Consider the following 14,518-nt stretch of genomic DNA (forward strand, 5'->3'; position numbering starts at 1 on the left):
TAGTCCCATGGTAATAAGCTTCATAAGTTATTGATTTAATTGATTATTTTGTAAATGTGCAATAACCTACATGCATCCCTAAACCGGGCGTGGAGATCCAACTTGTCCAAATAAAACAGAGCCTGAGAAGAAATCTATTGTTAATTAGTGGCTATACAATCAAAAAATGGATCTATCACTATCACCAAAACTATTAGAGCTGCAGGAAAAGACGCGATCATTCATAAAAGATCAAATCACTCCCTTTGAAAATGATCCACGCCAAAGTGAGCACGGGCCTTCTGATGAATTACGCAAAGAGCTTATTGAGCTAGCGCGCAAGGCGGGTCTACTGACACCACACGCATCAGTTGAAATGGGCGGGCTTGGTCTTAGTCATATTGAGAAAGCAATTGTCTTTGAAGAGTCCGGCTATTCAAGTTTGGGGCCAATCGCAATGAATATTCACGCTCCTGATGAGGGAAATATTCATTTGCTAGAGGAGATTGCCACGCCTGAACAAAAAGAACGTTGGCTCAGGCCTTTAGTTGCAGGTAAGGCCCGCTCTTGTTTTGCAATGACAGAACCGTCGCCCGGTGCAGGCTCAGATCCCTCGATGCTGAGCACAACAGCAACCAAGGATGGCGATGATTACATCATCAACGGTACAAAGTGGTTTATCACCGGCGCTGATGGCGCTGATTTTGTAATCATCATGGCGCGCCTGGATGATGGCAGTGCAACCATGTTTCTCTCAGACATGAATGCCCCTGGAATTGAGTTGCTTAGAAATATGGATGCGCTTGATAGCTGCTTTACAGGTGGGCATGGCGTCCTGCAGTTCACAAATCTGCGCATTCCGGGCAATCAAATATTAGGTGAGCTAGGTAAGGGATTTAAAAATGCTCAGGTTCGTTTAGCGCCGGCACGTTTAACGCATTGCATGCGCTGGTTGGGTCAAGCACGACGCGCGCAAGATATTGCGATTGCTTATGCAAAACGACGTCAAGCTTTTGGAAAAACCCTAGGAGAGCATGAGGGTGTTGGCTTCATGATTGCAGACAACAATATGGACCTGCACACTTCACGACTACATATATGGGACACCGCATTACTATTAGATCGGGGTGAACGTGGCAACTTCGAATCTAGTCGAGCTAAGGTAATTTGCTCAGAAGCAGAGTGGCGGGTGGTGGATCGCTGTGTACAAATTTTGGGCGGTCAAGGCGTCACCGGGGAAACCCAGTTGATGAAAATCTTTAAAGATATGCGCGGATTCAGAATCTATGATGGTCCAAGTGAAGTGCATCGCTGGAGCATGGCTCGCAAACTAATTGGAAATAAATAAATTGATGGTGCTTGAGCAACTTTTTAAGTTAGAGAATAAGACGGCGCTCATTACTGGCGCATCCAGTGGTATTGGCAAACACTCCGCTTTATTGCTTGCTCAGGCCGGGGCGAGGGTGGCAGTTGCATCACGTCGCATTAGTCAACTAGAGACTACTGTTCGCGAGATTGAGGATCTTGGTGGACAAGCCAAAGCCTTTGAGTTGGATGTCACAAATAAAAAGAGTGTTGTTCGGTGTTTTGATCAAATTCTTGAGTGGTCACTGCCAAGCATCATTATCAATAATGCGGGTGTTAGTAGCACAGGAAAATTACTTGATCACACTGAGGAAGATTGGGATCGGGTGATGGACACCAATTTAAAGGGATCTTGGCTAGTTGCAACAGAAGCAGCAAGAAGGTTGATAGCTGCAAACTCATCAGGAAGCATTGTTAATATTGCATCGATTTTGGGGGAGCGCGTCATTGGTGGCGCAGCCCCTTATGTAATCTCAAAAGCGGGGGTCATTCAAAGTACCAAGGTGATGGCGCTTGAATTAGCGCGCCATCAAATTCGAGTGAACGCACTCTTGCCAGGATATGTGATCACCGATCTCAATCGAGAGTTTTTATTAAGTGATGCAGGGCAAAAAATATTGCCCCGCATACCTTCGCGACGATTTAATGAGCTGGATGACTTAAATGGCCCCTTGTTGTTACTAGCATCAGATGCTAGTAAAGCCATGAGCGGTTCCACCATTGCAGTAGATGGCGGCCACCTAGTAAGTGGTCTCTAAAAAAACGATTAAGCATGAACATGACGAATGTCTCCTTTCAAGAAGCTCTTGCGCATTATTTAAAAGATATTGGTCTTGTTAATGGCCCGATAGAGTTGAGTCAGCTCACTGGCGGTCAATCAAATCCCACCTACAAAATCAGCAGCGGCAATGATCACTTTGTGCTCAGAAAGAAGCCGGCAGGCGTTCTACTTCCATCAGCGCATGCTGTTGATCGAGAGTACAGGGTCATGAAAGCATTGGCCAACAGCGCAGTGCCTGTGCCGAAGATGTTGGCTTATTGCAAAGATGAAAATGTGATTGGTACGGCATTTTTCATCATGGAGTTTTTAGATGGGCGCGTATTCATAGACCAATCATTACTAGGGCTAAGTGCGGATGAGCGCAGTGCCATCTATTGCGAAATGAATAAAACCATCGCAGCTATTCATCAACTTGATTATGTGGCGCTAGGATTGGAAAGCTTTGGTAAGCCTGGCAATTACTTTTCTCGACAGGTTGCCCGCTGGTCTCGTCAGGTGCGCGAAGCCAATATTCCCATTCCAGACTCGTTAAACAGATTAATAGATTGGTTACCCGAACACATCCCCAGTGAAGATGAAACCACCCTCATTCATGGTGACTTTCGTATGGATAATTTGGTGTTTCATCATTCCGAAGCGCGGGTCATTGGGGTCTTGGATTGGGAGCTATCAACCCTAGGAAACCCGCTGGCAGATTTTTCCTATCAATGTATGGCCTGGCGCATCCCCCCCAGTTTGTGGCGCGGTATAGCGGGGCTTGATTTCAGCTCGCTCGGAATTCCAAGTGAATCAGAATATATCGCCATGTATGAAAAACAAATTGGACGGCCAGTGGTTGAGCATTGGCCATTCTTGATGGCGTACAACTTATTTCGTATTGCCGCAATTTTGCATGGTATTGCGAAACGTGCAATGGATGGCAATGCCAATGCGAGTGATGCTGTTGAAAACGGCAAAAAGGCTGGGGCACTTGCAGATATTGGTTGGGCGTGCGCCCAGCAAAAATAGTTATTTCTGTTTAATAAAGAGGCCAACCAGGCCACGACGAAATGCCATTACACAGAAAACAAATATCAATCCTGTCACGATCGTGACGGACTCGCCCAGTGAGTTAAACCAAGCAACGCCGGTTACTTGAGATAAAAAGCTACCAATCTCACCAACTCGATGCTCAAGCAACACAATTACCAGCGCACCCACAAATGGACCAAGCATGGTCCCTACACCACCAACCAATGTCATCAAAATCACAAGGCCCGACATTGTCCAATGTGCATCAGTGAGAGTCTCAAAACCCAAGACCAATGCTTGAGTGCTGCCAGCCAAACCAGCAAGCGCTGCAGATAAGATAAACACCAAAAACTTAAAACGATTTACGTTGTAACCCAAAGAAATTGCACGCGGCTCATTTTCTTTAATTGCTTTAAGGATCTGGCCAAAGGGTGAAGAAATAATTCGCTTGATAAATAAAAATCCAGCTACAGTAAGACATAAAACCAAATAATATAAATTCAGATCATTCTGCAGATTAATTAAACCAAATAAATCACCACGCGGGATACCCTGAAAACCATCCTCACCCCCAGACGCTGGCACCTGCACACAAACAAAGTAAAACATTTGCGCAAGCGCGAGAGTAATCATGGAAAAATAAATACCTTGACGTCTAATTGCTAAACCCCCAATCAGGGCGCCTAAAGCGGCAGCAAATAAAACGGCAATGGTAATTCCTATGGCGGGACCAACACCCATGTCCCGCATAAAGTAACCTGCGCAATAGCCAGCTCCACCAAAGAAGGCGGCATGACCAAAGGATAAAAGACCTGTATATCCAAGCAGTAGATTAAATGCTGCCGCAAATAGAGCAAAACACAAAATCTTCATCAAAAATATTGGATAGAAGAAATGCGGCAACGCTATTGCGATACCAATTGAAGCCAGAAGAATAATGGGTTTGGCTAACTTCATTTTTCACGTCCAAACAAACCTGCCGGCCTAAACAATAAAACAATCACCATAATCGCGAAGACTACAGTGCTCGATGCCTGTGGATAAAACACTTTGGTAAGCCCCTCTACCAAGCCCAAACCTAAACCAGTAAGAATGGATCCCATAATGGATCCCATTCCACCAATTACAACCACAGCAAAAACGGTAATGATTAGATTGGAGCCCATTAAAGGGGAGATTTGAATGATAGGCGCTGCAAGCACACCAGAAAACGCGGCGAGCGCAACGCCAAAACCATAGGTTAAGGTTGTCATTAGTGGAAAGTTCACACCAAATGCTTGAACCAGTTTTGGATTTTCTGTTCCAGCGCGCAAATAAGAACCGATACTGGTTTTTTCAATGACGTACCAAGTAACAAAGCACACCGTCAAAGACGAGAAAACCGCCCAGGCGCGATAGTTTGGCAGAACCATAAAGCCCAAGTCCGTTGCTCCACTTAACAACTCGGGAGTACTGTAAGCAAGACCCGATGCGCCATAAATCGATCGCAAAACACCCTCTATAAAAAGCGTTAAACCGAAAGTTAACAGCAAGCCATAAAGATGGTCTAGTTGATAAAGACGCCGTAAAAATAAGCGCTCAATCACAATGCCTAGAAGACCAACAATGAATGGTGCCAGTAAAAGCATTACCCAATAGTTAATTTCAAAATATTGCCCAGCCATCCAGGTGACAATCGCACCCAACATGAACATAGCCCCATGTGAAAAATTGATCACATTTAAAAGGCCGAAAATAATAGCAAGCCCTAAACTGAGGACAGCATAAAAGCTACCGTTAACCAACCCCAAAAGGAGTTGGCTTAACAGAGCGGAAGTGGAGAGGCCGAAAATTTCCAAGATTTATTTATTTAGTAATGCACATTTTGAATCAGGTGGAATTGCAAACGCTTTTTCTCCTGATAACGAAGAAACCAATTTGTAGTAGTCCCAAGGGCTTTTAACTTCGGCTGGTGATTTAACCTCATACAAATACATGTCGTGAACCATGGTTCCATCCTTACGGATATATCCATTTTTTGTAAACATGTCATTAATTTTGGTTTTACGTAACTGCTCCATCACTTTATCTGAATCATCCGTACCAGCAGCTTTCACTGCATTGAGATAGGTCATAGTTGAGGAATAATCGCCGGCCTGAACCATGCCAGGCATGCGCTTCATTTTCTCCATAAAGCGGCCAGCAAATTTACGTGTTTGATCATTTTGATCCCAATACCACGCTGTTGTTGCTAAAAGACCTTGTGCATTTTTAATACCAATTGCATGTACATCGCTAATGAAAACCAATAAACCCGCAAGCTTCATCGTTTTTGTAATGCCAAACTCATTTGCGGCCTTTACAGAGTTAATTGTGTCGCCGCCAGCATTAGCCAAACCCAGAACTTGTGCTTTGGAGCTCTGCGCCTGCAGTAGATAAGATGAAAAATCACTCGCATTGAGCGGGTGCTTTACATCACCCAACACTTTTCCACCGTTCGCAAGAACAACATTAGAAGCATCTTTTTCGAGCGCATAACCAAACGCATAATCCGCCGTTAAGAAAAACCAATTTTTATAACCCTTATCTAACAAGCCTTTGGCAGAACCATTGGCCATCGCGATGGTGTCATAGGTGTAGTGAATCGTATACGGGCTGCATTGTTCATTTGTAAGCGCAGAGGTACCAGCACCATTGTTAATGTAGATACGTTTTTTCTCCGCTGCCACCTTTGCTGTTGCTAGTGCTGTCCCAGAGTTGGTTCCCCCAATAATGACGTTAACGCCATTTTGGTCAATCCACTCTCTTGTTTTAGATGCAGCAATGTCTGCCTTATTTTGATGGTCAGCAGAAACAATCTCAATCTTTCTGCCCAATACGGTGCCACCAAAATCGGCAACCGCCATTTTGATGGCCTCTAAGCCACCCTGACCATCAATATCAGCGTACAAACCAGACATATCGGTAATAAAACCGATTTTCAAAGGGGGTTGGTCAGCCGCGCTAGCATTACCCGCAACCGCAAACAAAGCTGCGGCAGCCATCGAAATTAAAGTTTGTCTCATTATTTTTCCTTTTAGAAATTATTTAATTAAACGCCTAGATAGCCGTTTAGTAACTGGGCTTTTGTACCTAATTCAGCTCGCTCAACCACTTCAACTATCAAACCACCCTCTACAACATAGTGTCTATCGGCCAACTGCGCCGCAAACCTAAAGTTTTGCTCCACCAAGATGATCGTAAAGCCTTTATCCCTTAGTTTGGATACGACCTCACCCAACTTTTGAACAATCACCGGCGCAAGACCCTCGGTTATCTCATCGAGCAACAACAATCTAGCGCCCGTTCTTAAAATTCTAGCCATAGCCAGCATTTGCTGTTCACCACCCGATAATCTGGTGCCAGGACTGTTACGTCTTTCATAAAGATTGGGAAACATCTCATAAATCTCATCCAAACCCATTCCACCAGAAGCAATCTTCGGCGGCAGAAGTAGATTTTCTTCCGTCGTTAGGCTTGAAAAAATGCCGCGCTCTTCGGGACAAAACCCAATACCAAGACGCGCTATTTGATAGGTCGCCATATCAATAGTTTCCGTCCCATACACCTTAATGGAACCAGCTCTTTTGCTGGTGAGGCCTAAGATTGTTTTTAGAATGGTGCTGCGTCCGGCACCATTTCTACCCAAAAGGGTGACTACTTCTCCATCGGCGACAGAGAAACGAAGGCCATGCAAGATGTGAGATTCTCCATACCAAGATTGGAGAGCATCCACCTCTAAGGCTTTGGAGCTCATAGAGAATCTCCTCCATGACTTCCCATATAGGCCTCAACCACCAAGGGGTTGTTTGAAACCTCTTGATAATTGCCCTCAACCAAAATGGCCCCACGTTGAAGCACGGTAATTCGATCGGCAATCGAAGATACAACCTTCATATTGTGCTCAACCATCAGAATAGTTCGCCCTTTTGCAACCCTTTGAATTAAATCGGTTACTCGCTCAACATCCTCGTGTCCCATACCCTGTGTGGGCTCATCGAGCAACATCAGCTCTGGCTCCATCGCCAGAGTTGTTGCAATCTCCAGCGCCCTCTTGCGTCCATAAGCCAGATTGGCGGCCAACTCATTAGCAAAGCTCTCCAAACCAACCTCATGCAAAAGCTCCAGTGCGCGACCGTTGAGCGCATTTAATGAAGCTCCAGATTTCCAAAAAAAGAATTCTGTATTTAATTCTCTTTGAAGCGCAATTCGAACATTTTCCAAAACCGTAAGGTGGGGAAAAACCGCTGAGATTTGAAATGATCGAACCACCCCGCGGCGTGCAATTTGCGCTGGCCGCTCATGGGTCACATCAATACCATTAAATAGAATTTGCCCCTGGGTAGGCTCCAAGAATTTGGTAAGCAGATTAAAGCAGGTGGTTTTGCCTGCGCCATTGGGGCCAATAAGCGCGTGTATAGATCCGCGCGATACGCTTAAATTAACGTCTGTAACCGCAGAAAAACCTAAGAAGGACTTTCCTAGTCCAATTGTTTTTAATATTGTCTCTTCCACACCTAAGCCTTTTTACCCTCTATGGGATAAGAACATTAGGATAGACTAGCCACGATAAACTCTATATAGCATTAACCCTAGGTCGGCTCAGTATTTTTGATATTTAATTGTGTGAGGTATTTTTGGATTGCACTTTTGGCAGACGCATCTAGGAGGTCCATTGGAATGCGCTGGGAACCCTGGACAATCATCATGGCATATGGCTTGGCTAGGGAGGACACCTCAACACACAAACTCAACTCATCCCCTTTGGCGGGGGATTGACTGCGCCAATAATTTATTGCAGCCTCAATCTCTTGAATAGATAAGAACAGCATTTGATTGTTTAATTAAATTACTTATCTTCGATTGCCAACATCGTACCGCGGCACTTTTTAGCACCACAACGACATTCATAGTCTTTTTTGAGTTCTTTTGTAATGGGGCCTTCTATGTCGAGGGAATAGTCATAAAAAAGCTCTTCCCCCACTTTTAGTGTTCTTTTGGCATAAATAAAAACGCGCGGCTCACCACCAAAGCTACCCTCCTGTGTTTCACAGTTTGGTTTGCATGAGTGATTAATCCATCGAGCAGCATTGCCACCGTATTTAGCATCAATCACACGTCCACCTTCTAGAGAGAAGTAGAAGGTGTGATTTGGATCTTTAGGGTCGTGCGGGTGGCGCTTTTCAGCCAACTTCCAGCTAATTCTTTCACCCTTATACTCAATAATAGCGTCGCCTTTTTTAATTTGCTTCGCAGCAAAAACACCTTTTCCATGGATTGGTGAAGTTTTTACGGTGATGGCATCCCGATCCACCTTTGGTGGTTTGACTTTTTTATTTTTCATCACTTAAACATCTAGATTTCGTGCAATGAGCGCATTCTTTTCGATAAATGCGCGACGTGGTTCAACCTCATCACCCATTAATGTAGTAAAGACCTGATCAGCTGCAATTGCATCTTCAATTTTGACCTGCAATAAAGTGCGTGATCCAGCATCCATGGTTGTTTCCCATAACTGGGATGGGTTCATCTCACCCAAACCTTTGTAACGCTGTCGACTTAGTACACGCTCAGCCTCTGACAGCAACCAAGAGAAGGCGGCCCTGAAATCCTGGATAACTTGTTCTTTTTGGTTTTTATCTGGATCCCCGCGGCGTACTTTTGAGCCAGGTAAAACTTTTCCAGATAATACTGCGGCTGCATTAGACAAACTTTGATAATCATCGCCATGTACAAAATCAGAATTAATGGCTGATAGCTTTAAGTTTCCATGAATGCGACGTGACAGTAATAATCTAAAACGCTCTGTGCGATCTTCTTTTTGAACAATAATTTCTGGTGGAAGTGCAAGTGGATTAAGTGAGGCAGATAAAGCAGTCCTTAAACGTTCTGCCGATTCATATGCAGATTTTTCGGTATCTAAATTGAGTTGAGTGCCGGATGCAATGGCACGCAATGCGTCTTCATCAATTGTTCTAGATAAACGATCAACCACTGATTGAATCACTTGATAGTGTTTTGCAAGTTCAATTAAATCAGCGCCCTCAATTACCTCACCAGTTGGGGATTGGAGTGAGGCTGATTCAAGGGCAATTTTTAATAGTAACTGATTTAATTCAGCATCATCTTTAATGTACTGTTCATTTTTTCCAAACTTCACCTTATATAAAGGTGGTTGAGCGATATATATATGTCCACGCTCAATCAACTCAGGCATTTGTCTATAGAAAAAGGTGAGTAGAAGAGTACGAATGTGGCTACCGTCAACGTCCGCGTCGGTCATGATAATGATGCGGTGATAGCGTAACTTATCAGCTTTGTATTCCTCTACACCAATACCCGTTCCAAGCACGGTTATTAGTGTGACAACTTCTTGGCTGGCCAACATTTTGTCAAAGCGCGCTTTCTCGACATTCAAAATCTTACCTTTTAGCGGCAGAATGGCTTGGAAACGACGATCACGCCCTTGCTTAGCAGAGCCCCCCGCGGAGTCTCCCTCGACAATAAATAATTCAGACTTGGTTGGGTCTTTTTCTTGGCAATCAGCGAGTTTTCCAGGTAAACCAAGGCCGTCCAACACACCCTTACGACGTGTCATATCACGCGCTTTGCGGGCAGCCTCACGAGCTCGTGCAGCATCCACAATTTTTCCACAAAGGATTTTTGCGTCTGCTGGTCGCTCTTGTAGGTAGGCACTCAAAGCCTCTGCAACAATTTCCTCAACAGGTCCACGAACTTCACTTGAAACTAGTTTGTCTTTTGTTTGACTGGAGAATTTTGGCTCAGGAACTTTTACCGACAATACACACGCCAAACCTTCACGCATGTCATCGCCTGAAATTTCAACCTTTGCTTTTTTTGCAACTTCATTTTCATCAATATATTTATTAATGACGCGCGTCATCGCCGCCCTAAGGCCAGTTAAATGGGTACCACCATCTCGCTGAGGAATGTTATTTGTAAAACAAAGAACTTGTTCACTAAAACTATCATTCCACTGCATAGATACTTCAGCGGTGATGTTGCCACCCAAATCCGAAGGGCGGATACCTTCTGCGTAAAAAATGTTTGGATGTAGTACATTTTTGGTTTGGTTGATGTACTCAACAAAACCTTTTACGCCGCCAGAAAAGGCAAAATCTTCTTCTTGCCCAGTGCGTTGATCAATTAATTTGATATGAACGCCATTATTTAAGAATGAAAGTTCGCGAATGCGCTTAACCAGAATCTCATAATGGAATTCAACGTGGCCGAAGATTTCTTCATCAGCTAAAAAGTGAACTTCTGTCCCAGATAACTCGGTTTCTCCAGTTACAGTGATTGGTGAAGTTAGTACGCCATTGATTTCTTCGATATTACGGTTTTGAATTACGCCACGCGCAAATTCCATATAGTGGGTTTTACCATCGCGACGGATGGTTAACTTCAACCATTTAGATAAGGCATTAACGCAACTTACACCCACACCATGAAGACCACCAGAAACTTTATAACTGTTCTGGTCAAACTTACCACCAGCATGTAATTCAGTCATTACAATTTCTGCAGCACTTCTTTTTGGTTCGTGCTTGTCGTCAAACTTAATACCGGTTGGTACACCCCTACCGTTATCAACAATAGAAATTGAGTTGTCAGTTTGGATTACAACGGTAATCTCAGAGCAATAGCCAGCCAATGCCTCATCAATTGAGTTATCTAAAACCTCAAAAACCAAATGATGCAAACCAGTACCATCGGATGTGTCTCCGATGTACATTCCAGGGCGCTTACGAACTGCTTCCAAGCCCTCCAGGATTTGAATTGATGATGCACCGTACTGCTCTACTACTTTTTTTTCTTCAGTCATTTTTTTCTAAATTAAATGCGCATTGGCATCACAACATACTTAAAATCTTCTGATCCAGGTAAGGTAATCACAGCACTACTGTTTGCATCACCTAGGCTGATTTGGATTTTTTCATTTTTCAAGTTCGATAAAACATCCAACAAGTAACTCACGTTAAAACCTATCTCTACAGAGTCACCAGCATATTCGGTTTCAATCTCTTCCTGCGCCTCTTCTTGCTCCGCATTGGTAGATTGAACGGTGATGCGATTGGGTGATAAGGAGAAGCGCACACCTTTGAATTTATCAGTTGTTAGAATGGCTGCCCTTTGAAGAGCTGCTTGCAAAACATCACGTCCAACAACTAAAGAATTTTTATGCCCTTTTGGAATAACGCGTTGGAAGTCAGGGAATTTACCTTCAACCAATTTGGAGATAAGCTCAATATCTCCAAATGTAAATTTCACTTGGTTAGATGTAAGGCTTATCTCTAAAGGTTCATCGGAGTCCTCAAGAAGATGTTGACACTCTAATATTGTCTTACGCGGAACAATAATTTCCTGTCTCTGCCCAGAACCGGATGGTGTTTGCGCTAACTGAACTTGAGAGTAAGCAAGACGGTGTCCATCAGTAGCTACTGCGACCACCTCTTTACCCTCAATAACCAACAACATGCCATTTAAGTAATAACGGATATCTTGTTGAGCCATTGCAAAATGAACTTGGCTGATAAGTTGGCGAAAACTTTTTTGAGACATCTGCCAGCTAGCGGTAACTTCACCCACACTTTGCATAATTGGAAATTCTGCTGCAGACAGGGTCTGCAATGAAAAGCGGCTTTTGCCACTCTGAACAACCATCTTATTGTCTTTTAAATTCAAACTTACCGGGCCCTCAGGTAGAGCGCGCAAAATATCTAGCAATTTTCTAGCGGCCACTGTAGTTGTGACATCTTCAGCACCAACACCAAAAGAAGCATTGGTCGTAATCTGAATTTCTATATCAGTAGAAATAAAAGAAACTCTCTCACCTTGTTTCTTAAATAACAAATTAGCCAAAATCGGCAAAGTATGACGACGTTCAACAATGCCACTAACCACTTGTAATGGTTTTAATAAACTATCTCGCGAGGCGTTAACTAATTGCATTGCTTTTAAATCCTTGTATATATCTTATTAGTAGTAATAATAAGGCTTCCGATTTCAGTGGATAAGTCAAAAACTACATTTAAAACAAGTGCTTACAAACAAAAAAACTTGTTGACAACTTCTGTATAAACGCTGCATAAATATTGGGTAACTTTTTCTCAATACCCTATTTTTGCATGAAGCGCGACCTTTCCACAATTTATCCACATACAATCCCCAAAGTTATCCACTGGGCTATCCACAAACTTATCCACAGGCAAAACTAGGCCTTCAGGGTTTGCTCAATCACATGAATTTCATGATTAAGCTGTCCATCGTGCGAGCGCTCATCCGCGATCTTGCGAACGGCGTGTAAAACGGTGGTGTGGTCACGACCACCAAACAGTTCGCCAATTTCCGGTAGACTTTTTTGCGTCAATTCTTTAGCCATAAACATGGCTATTTGGCGCGGACGCGCAATATTGGCGGGTCTTCGCTTGGAATACATATCAGCTACCTTAATACTGTAAAAATCCGCTACCGCCTTTTGGATATTTTCTACAGAAATTTGTCTATTTTGGATTGAAAGAAGGTCCTTTAGGGCCGTTCTTGCAACCTCAATAGTGACCTCCCGCCCGTGGAAGCGAACAAACGCTAGAATTTTGCGTAAAGCTCCTTCAAGCTCGCGAACGTTGGATCGAAGATGCTTGGCTACGAAAAAAGCCACATCCTCACTCATTGGGATACCTTCGTTGGCAGCCTTCTTCATCAAAATAGCTACGCGCATTTCTAATTCGGGGGGCTCAATAGCAACCGTTAAACCCGAGTCGAACCGGGAAATGAGTCGATCATCAATTCCAGCCATCTCTTTAGGATAGGTGTCGCTGGTAATAATAACCTGTGATTTATTGCCCAGAAGGGCCTCAAAGGCATAGAAAAACTCTTCCTGGGTTCGAGATTTGCCGCTAAAAAACTGAATGTCATCAATCAATAATAGGTCTAGTGAGTGGTAATAGCGCTTAAAGCGGTCAAAAGCTTTTTGTTGATATGCCCTAACAACATCAGAGACGTACTGTTCTGCATGAATATAGCGAATCCGTGCGTTCGGCTTTTCTTTGAGAAGGTGGTTGCCAATCGCGTGGATCAGATGGGTTTTTCCAAGACCAACCCCACCATAAAGAAACATGGGGTTATAGGATGCCCCAGGGTTGTGGGCAACCTGAATAGAGGCCGCCCTAGCCAGCTGGTTTGCTTTACCCGTAACAAAGGTGTCAAAAGTTAGGTTGGGATTAAGTTTGGAGTGATCTTCAATTTCAAAAGACTGCTCCTCAACCAAAACCTCATCTTCAATCAAATTCTTTGATTGAAGAGCAACAGAGGCTTCATTATTTTCGGTTGTTAGTTCTTTATTCTTTGGGGTTAAATCTGGAGAACCACCATCTATATCTAATACAAAATTTAATGTAGTCGATTGGCCAAAATACTCAGACGCTAATTCTTGGAAACGGTCTGCAAAAGTTTTTTTAATCCAATCAAGCTTAAATCGGTTGGGCGCGCCTATAGTGAGTGACTGCTCACTCTCTTCAAAAGTTATGAAGGTAAGGGGTTGTATCCAAGTCTTAAATTGCTGGGGTGAGAGTTCGCGGGATAGGGTGCCTAAGGCGGCATCCCAAAAGCCCAATGGGTTTATTGAAGTCAAGGCGGCTGGATTCTGTAGGTTGCTCATAATTTTTTGAGGATCCATTGTAGCTACGCCCGAAAGTTATCCACAAGGCAGAAAACCGTGGAAAAGCTGTGGATAACTTGTGTACAAAAGAAAAAATTCTATATTTATCATGGGGATACCCAAATAAATAGGTAAATATAGTGAAAAATACCTATATATTTAGTTACATTGATTGACCTTTTGGCTCGCAACAAGGAAAATACTTGGTTTCCCCGGGATCAATCATGAAAAGAACATATCAACCCTCAGTAACACGTCGTAAGCGTACCCACGGCTTTCGTATTCGCATGAAAACCAAAAGTGGTCGTGCAGTCTTAAATGCTCGCCGCGCAAAAGGTCGCAAACGCCTCGCTGTTTAATTTAATCCTTGAATAGCGCAAGGATTTCAGAGTTACTTAAAACACGCCCCAAGACTAGTTTGTGTTGGGGCTTGTACTTTGCACAACCTGAAAAAGGTATAGAGCCAGATTTGGGCATTGCCGTAGCTAAAAAACTGGCAAAGCGCGCAGTAGATCGTAACCGCCTAAAGCGAATGATTCGGGAACTAATTCGAACCGCGCAGGCAAGCGATTTAAAAAGCGATGTTGTGGTTAAACTCAAAAGCCCCATTGGCCGAGGCACTCGCGGCAAGCTTCGGAAAAAAGAAAAAATTCTGCTGCGCACTCAAATCCAAGGGCTTATTTAAT

15 protein-coding genes are annotated in these 14,518 nt (G+C 43.6%); 5 read left to right on the forward strand and 10 right to left on the reverse strand.

The features are described from left to right. The first annotated feature begins 166 nt into the window (after positions 1-166). Genes M2125_RS09740 through M2125_RS09750 form a run of 3 tightly spaced genes read left to right on the forward strand, consistent with a single transcriptional unit; the run spans position 167 to position 3,133 of the window. Positions 167-1,327, forward strand: coding sequence for an acyl-CoA dehydrogenase family protein (locus tag M2125_RS09740; RefSeq protein ID WP_076024511.1), 1,161 nt, complete (start codon positions 167-169; stop codon positions 1,325-1,327). Between the two features lie 4 nt (positions 1,328-1,331). Continuing rightward, positions 1,332-2,102 (forward strand): SDR family NAD(P)-dependent oxidoreductase, encoded by a 771-nt coding sequence (locus M2125_RS09745; protein ID WP_277542836.1) that lies wholly within the window; start codon positions 1,332-1,334, stop codon positions 2,100-2,102. Positions 2,103-2,122: 20 nt separating this feature from the next. Next, positions 2,123-3,133: a phosphotransferase family protein gene (locus M2125_RS09750; protein WP_420875850.1), complete on the forward strand. Its 1,011-nt coding sequence runs from the start codon at positions 2,123-2,125 to the stop codon at positions 3,131-3,133. Here the strand turns inward: M2125_RS09750 and M2125_RS09755 are convergent, their stop codons facing one another. The 10 genes from M2125_RS09755 to dnaA all read right to left on the reverse strand — a co-directional run bounded on the left by M2125_RS09755 (position 3,134) and on the right by dnaA (position 13,832). Further along, on the reverse strand, positions 3,134-4,093 hold the full coding sequence (locus M2125_RS09755; RefSeq protein ID WP_076024508.1) for a branched-chain amino acid ABC transporter permease: 960 nt from the start codon (positions 4,091-4,093) through the stop codon (positions 3,134-3,136). Beyond that, positions 4,090-4,974 (reverse strand): branched-chain amino acid ABC transporter permease, encoded by an 885-nt coding sequence (locus M2125_RS09760; RefSeq protein ID WP_076024507.1) that lies wholly within the window; start codon positions 4,972-4,974, stop codon positions 4,090-4,092. Before M2125_RS09760 ends, M2125_RS09755 begins: the two co-directional genes overlap by 4 nt. Before the next feature lie 3 nt (positions 4,975-4,977). Continuing rightward, the gene (locus M2125_RS09765) at positions 4,978-6,180 is read right to left on the reverse strand and encodes an ABC transporter substrate-binding protein (protein ID WP_280741443.1); all 1,203 of its coding nucleotides are present in this window, start codon (positions 6,178-6,180) and stop codon (positions 4,978-4,980) included. A 26-nt stretch (positions 6,181-6,206) separates the two neighbouring features. Next, positions 6,207-6,911 (reverse strand): ABC transporter ATP-binding protein, encoded by a 705-nt coding sequence (locus M2125_RS09770; protein WP_076024505.1) that lies wholly within the window; start codon positions 6,909-6,911, stop codon positions 6,207-6,209. After that, positions 6,908-7,669 carry an ABC transporter ATP-binding protein gene (locus tag M2125_RS09775; RefSeq protein ID WP_280741444.1) on the reverse strand — a complete coding sequence of 254 codons (762 nt, stop codon included), beginning with the start codon at positions 7,667-7,669 and terminating at the stop codon, positions 6,908-6,910. The genes M2125_RS09770 and M2125_RS09775 overlap by 4 nt, the downstream gene beginning before the upstream one ends. A gap of 77 nt (positions 7,670-7,746) precedes the next feature. Further along, a complete protein-coding gene (locus M2125_RS09780) occupies positions 7,747-7,986 on the reverse strand; it encodes a DUF3717 domain-containing protein (protein WP_076024503.1) in 240 nt (79 codons plus the stop codon). Between the two features lie 17 nt (positions 7,987-8,003). Beyond that, positions 8,004-8,498, reverse strand: a complete 495-nt coding sequence (locus tag M2125_RS09785; RefSeq protein ID WP_076024502.1) for an SET domain-containing protein — start codon at positions 8,496-8,498, stop codon at positions 8,004-8,006. A 3-nt stretch (positions 8,499-8,501) separates the two neighbouring features. Next, the gene (gene gyrB / locus M2125_RS09790; RefSeq protein ID WP_280741445.1) at positions 8,502-11,000 is read right to left on the reverse strand and encodes a DNA topoisomerase (ATP-hydrolyzing) subunit B; all 2,499 of its coding nucleotides are present in this window, start codon (positions 10,998-11,000) and stop codon (positions 8,502-8,504) included. 11 nt (positions 11,001-11,011) lie between these two features. Continuing rightward, the gene (dnaN, locus tag M2125_RS09795) at positions 11,012-12,127 is read right to left on the reverse strand and encodes a DNA polymerase III subunit beta (protein ID WP_076024500.1); all 1,116 of its coding nucleotides are present in this window, start codon (positions 12,125-12,127) and stop codon (positions 11,012-11,014) included. A 262-nt stretch (positions 12,128-12,389) separates the two neighbouring features. Next, positions 12,390-13,832, reverse strand: a complete 1,443-nt coding sequence (gene dnaA / locus M2125_RS09800; protein ID WP_277542767.1) for a chromosomal replication initiator protein DnaA — start codon at positions 13,830-13,832, stop codon at positions 12,390-12,392. Between the two features lie 224 nt (positions 13,833-14,056). Here dnaA and rpmH point away from each other — a divergent pair, with 224 nt between their 5' ends. Next, positions 14,057-14,191, forward strand: coding sequence for a 50S ribosomal protein L34 (rpmH, locus tag M2125_RS09805; RefSeq protein WP_011903922.1), 135 nt, complete (start codon positions 14,057-14,059; stop codon positions 14,189-14,191). 8 nt (positions 14,192-14,199) lie between these two features. Continuing rightward, complete coding sequence (gene rnpA, locus M2125_RS09810; protein WP_198929324.1) at positions 14,200-14,517, forward strand: ribonuclease P protein component; 318 nt, start codon at positions 14,200-14,202, stop codon at positions 14,515-14,517. The last annotated feature ends 1 nt before the right edge of the window (position 14,518 follow it).

It is taken from the genome of Polynucleobacter sphagniphilus (assembly GCF_029892205.1).
Lineage (GTDB): Bacteria > Pseudomonadota > Gammaproteobacteria > Burkholderiales > Burkholderiaceae > Polynucleobacter > Polynucleobacter sphagniphilus.